Below are 3,592 nucleotides of genomic sequence, written 5' to 3' on the forward strand. Positions count from 1 at the left end.
CCGCCGGCTTTGGCGGCTGCGATGCAGGTATGGCGGAGGTCGCAGGTTCTTCCGGCACCGTCCCGGCGTCAGCCTGGGGGAGCGTATCGGCGCCGGGATCGATCTGGTCCAACGCAACAGTGCTTTCGCTGCCCTTCAGCGTGCGTCCGCCGGCAACGACCAGTGCCGCCATCGCCGGAACCATCAGAACCGCCAGGACAAGATGAGGAAGTCGCACCCGTTGCACCTATTGGCTTGCCCAGACGATCCGCGCCACCCATTCGACCTCGCGCATTGGGATGTCGCGATCCGGATGCTCCGGATTGAGCGAGACCAGCGCGATCGACTTGACGGTCTGTCGCTCGAGCACCTTGGCCATCACCTCACCTGATGTCGTCTTGACGACGACGCGATCGCCCTTGCGCGTGGCGGCGCCCGGCTCGACGATGAGGACGTCGCCGTTGCGGTAGAGCGGCAGCATGGAATCGCCCTGCACCTGCAGCGCATAGGAACTTTCGGTCGATTGCGCCGGCAATTCGACGAGCTCCCAGCCCTGCCCCGCCGGAAAGCCGGCATCGTCGAAGAAGCCGCCGGCGCCTGCCTGGGCAAAGCCGAGCAACGGCACGGCGCGACGGCTGGCGGGCGATGCGCCCCGGCCTTCGATCAGTCCCGTGAATTCGTCCAGCGAAGCGCCGGTCGCCTCGATGATCTTGGCCAGCGATTCGGTCGAAGGCCAGCGCGGCCGGCCGTCCGAGGACAGGCGTTTCGATTTGTTGAAGGCGGTCGAATCCAGTCCCGCGCGCCTTGCCAGACCCGACGCCGAAAGCGAATAGCGCTCGGCAAGAGCATCGATGGCAGCCCAGACGCGGTCGTGCGAGAGCATGACGTGCTCTCCTTCGAAACAGGAAAAAATGCCTCTTCCTGTCTAACGCGCAACGGCTGCGTTGTCCACCAGCGTGGCCGGCGGATCACGAACAAAGCTGTGTGCCGCAATGACGGCACAGTCATGGCCGAAGCCGCGGATAAGCTATCAGGCCAATGCCGCCATCGCCCTCGGCAGACCCTTCTTCAGCTCGTCGACGTTCATTACCGGGATCATCTCGACGGTGGCATTGAAGGCGAAGAAGAACCGCTCGGCGACATAGGGCATGTCCGAACTGTCCTTTACCTCGAGGAAAAGGTAGGCCGTCCGCCAACCACCGTCAGCGGTAAAATAGGCAGCCTCCGGCTTGAGGTCGGACAGGGTATGCTCGATGAACTTGCCCATGCTGCCTTCCTTGATCGCCTTGTTGCCCTCCTCGGCCGGGATGGACACTCTCAGCATCATACGCATGATGACTACTCCTCCGCCAACATTATGTTAGCGAAAACTAATGTATCATCCGCACCTGGCTTGGGAAAGTCGATCGACGGGTTGATCAGCCGGACAATTTGGCGAGACCGCGCAGCCCTTGGTGCGAGGTCATGAAAATCCGTTCCGCCTCTGTCGGCGGACGCGGGTTCACCGCCCGGCCAAGTGCGGCGACAACCTCGTCAATGTCGAGGAAGCGGCGCGCCTTGCGGTCGTAGACGCCGGCCGTCGTCAGGATCAAAGCGGCCGTCTCGCCATTGTCCAGGACGAAACGGTGTTTGCCGATGACCTGGGTGCCTTCCCAGGTCTCGATCGAGGACACCACCTCGAAACGGCGCCACAGCCTGATCTCGCGGGCATAGACCACCTGCAGCCCGCCCATCATCGGCGCCCAGCCATTCTTCCGCGCCAGCCTGATCAAGCCGGCACGGACGAACAGGTCGATGCGGCCGAGATCGGCCAGCATCATGTAGCGCGCATTGTTGAGATGGACGTTGAAGTCGATGTCGGTCGGCAGGCAGCGAAAGGCCAGCCGGCCTTCACCAGCCATCACATAGGGGCCACGGCTACGCGCCGTGGCCAGCATGCGCGCCATGCGCGCCCAGACATACATGGCGCGATATCAGGCTGCCTGCTTCACATCGCCCTTGGCATAGGGATCGAAGCGTTCGTAGAAGGTCTCACCTTTCTCGGCCATGTCGAGGAGCAGCTTGGGCGCCTTGAACTCGGCGCCATACTTCTTCTGCAGGCCCTTGGCGATCTTGACGAACTGCTTGGCGCCGATCCCGTCGATATAGGACAGCGCACCACCGGTATAAGGCGCGAAGCCGAAGGCCAGGATCGAACCGACATCGGCCTCGCGTGGATCGGTGACGATGCCTTCCTCCATCACCCGCGCCGCTTCCAGCGCGATGGTGACGAGCAGACGTTGCTGCAGCTCCTCATAGTCGACCTTCTCGGGTGCCAGCTGCGGATAGAGGTCCTTGAGGCCGGGCCAGAGCTTCTTCTTGGCGGGCTTGGCCGGATAGTCGTAAAAACCCTTGCCGTTCTTGCGGCCGAAACGGCCGTGGTCGTCGACCATTGTGTTGATCAGCGCCATCTGCCTGGGGTCGACGGCCTTGTCGCCGAGATCCCTGATGGTCTGCTTCATGATCTTCTGGGCGAGGTCGATGGCCGTCTCGTCGGTCAGCGCCAAGGGACCGACCGGCATGCCGGCGGCCTTCGCCGCATTCTCGATCATCGGCGCGGGCACGCCCTCGATCAGCATCTTGTAGGCTTCCGACATGTAACGCAGCACGCAGCGGTTGACGTAGAAGCCGCGCGTGTCGTTGACGACGATCGGCGTCTTCTTGATGGCGCGCACGAAGTCGATCGCCGTGGCCAGCGCCTTGTCGCCGGTCTTCTTACCCAGGATGATCTCGACCAGCATCATCTTGTCGACCGGCGAGAAGAAGTGGATGCCGATGAAATTCTTCGGCCGCGCCGAATTCTTGGCGAGACCGGTGATCGGGATGGTCGAGGTGTTGGAGGCAAAGATCGCCGACGACTTGAGCACGGCCTCCGCCTGTTCGGTGGCGGCTTTCTTGACAGCGGAATCCTCGAACACCGCTTCGACGACGAGATCGCAGCCGGCGAGGTCGGCATAGTCCGCGGTCGGCGTGATCAGCGACAGGAGCTTGTCCTTCTCCTCGGGCTTGGCGCGGCCCTTCTTGACCTGGTCCGAGACCAGGCTGTCCGAATGCGCCTTGCCCTTCTGCGCCGAGTCCATATCCCGGTCGAGCAGAACCACCGGAATGCCGGCCTTGGCGGTGACATAGGCAATGCCGGCGCCCATGAAGCCGGCGCCGAGGATGCCGATCTTCTTGAACTTGGTGTCCGGCACGCCGGCCGGGCGGCGCGCGCCCTTGTTCAGCTCCTGCAGCGACACGAACAGCGAACGGATCATCGCCGCCGCTTCCTTGGTCTGCATGATCTCGGTGAAATAGCGCTGCTCGATCCTGAGCGCGGTGTCGAAGGGCACCAGCAGGCCCTCATAGACGCATTTGAGGATCGCCGCGGCGGCCGGGTAATTGCCATGGGTCTCGCGGCGCAGGATGGCGATGGCGGGCGGCCACAGATTGGCGCCGGCGGCAGAATAAACCGGCCCGCCGGGCAGCTTGAAACCCTTCTCGTCCCACGGTGCCACCGGCTTGAGGCCGTTCCTGATCATCGCCTTCGCAGTCTCGACCAGCTTCGCAGGTTCGGCGATCTCATGGATCAGGC

At 63.2% G+C, this 3,592-nt stretch carries 4 protein-coding genes and 1 pseudogene; all 5 read right to left on the reverse strand.

Features of this window, described 5'->3' with window-relative positions; translation table 11 throughout:
* Positions 1 to 217: pseudogene (locus EOA36_RS30815) on the reverse strand (thermonuclease family protein); the annotation flags it as partial.
* A gap of 9 nt (positions 218 to 226) precedes the next feature.
* Positions 227 to 862 carry a helix-turn-helix transcriptional regulator gene (locus EOA36_RS30820; protein WP_127280688.1) on the reverse strand — a complete coding sequence of 212 codons (636 nt, stop codon included), beginning with the start codon at positions 860 to 862 and terminating at the stop codon, positions 227 to 229.
* Between the two features lie 147 nt (positions 863 to 1,009).
* Positions 1,010 to 1,312 carry a hypothetical protein gene (locus EOA36_RS30825; protein WP_127280689.1) on the reverse strand — a complete coding sequence of 101 codons (303 nt, stop codon included), beginning with the start codon at positions 1,310 to 1,312 and terminating at the stop codon, positions 1,010 to 1,012.
* Between the two features lie 85 nt (positions 1,313 to 1,397).
* Positions 1,398 to 1,943, reverse strand: a complete 546-nt coding sequence (locus EOA36_RS30830; RefSeq protein ID WP_127280690.1) for a thioesterase family protein — start codon at positions 1,941 to 1,943, stop codon at positions 1,398 to 1,400.
* Positions 1,944 to 1,952: 9 nt separating this feature from the next.
* Positions 1,953 to 3,592, reverse strand: a 1,640-nt coding sequence (locus EOA36_RS30835; RefSeq protein WP_127280691.1) for a 3-hydroxyacyl-CoA dehydrogenase NAD-binding domain-containing protein, incomplete at its 5' end; no start/stop codon positions are given.

It is taken from the genome of Mesorhizobium sp. M8A.F.Ca.ET.021.01.1.1, assembly GCF_003998025.1.
In the GTDB taxonomy this organism is placed as follows: Bacteria; Pseudomonadota; Alphaproteobacteria; order Rhizobiales; family Rhizobiaceae; genus Mesorhizobium.